Source organism: Chryseobacterium sp. Leaf394, from assembly GCF_001424105.1.
GTDB lineage: Bacteria > Bacteroidota > Bacteroidia > Flavobacteriales > Weeksellaceae > Chryseobacterium.
The window spans coordinates 469616-470561 of record NZ_LMQH01000012.1; positions in this window are offsets into that span (position 1 = coordinate 469616).

The window sequence follows — 946 nt, forward strand, 5'->3', positions numbered from 1 at the left end:
TCGTTTCCATCGGGGCTGGTAACGATTCCGCTTTTTAAGAACTGTTGAATTTTGATAAGTAATGAGCAATAAGTAGTAAGCAATCACCAGTAAGCAATTAATCTATAATCATCTCAATAAAGAAAGCAGCAAAAACTATAACCGGAAAGCCAAAACTTCAATTCAAAAGTTTCAACCATCGATTCTCACTACATTTTCAGTCCAGCCAGCGGTAAAAACCAAACTTCCCTTATTTCCAGTACCCCGTTGAACCATTCCCATTCTCCAGAGGGGATGTCAAAAATCGCAGATTTTAGACGGGGGTGGTTACTTCCACACACAAATCAACCTTTTATGAATCGAAGTATGAAACCATCAAAGTAAAAATCTCACCGCTGGTGCGGGCGTCCCGCCCGTACCCAATTTACATTCCACATTCCACATCCGAACTCTACATTCCGAATTTCAAATCTCAAACTTCAAATTTCAAATCATCCCATCTCCTGCTGCGGACGTCCCACCGATACTATGTAAAACGAACTCGCATCCGTTCAGCCAAAAACACTTTTCATCCAATCAGAATCCACTCACGTAATGTCAGCAATTTCTACACCTTTCAAAATAAAAACTCCACCTTACTCCGGATGAATAAAATCTGTGTAGCAAAAGCGACAACTAACGCCGCCGCACTCCGTAGGAGTGCCATCTGCGTAGAAACCACCATTCCAAAAATAACCGCACTCCGTAGGNCTCCACAGAAGCGACCTGAAAATTCATTTTGTATATTTTCAAATTATACAATGCACAATCATTTTCACCGAAAAGCCTTACAAAATAAACAATGATGCTCAAAAATTCCCAACAACACATACTAAACCAGCTCAATTCACCCATCCACCCTGCGGAAAAATAACACGTAACCATGCACAATGATTCTTTCCAAACTCCTATGTCCTACATTACATCC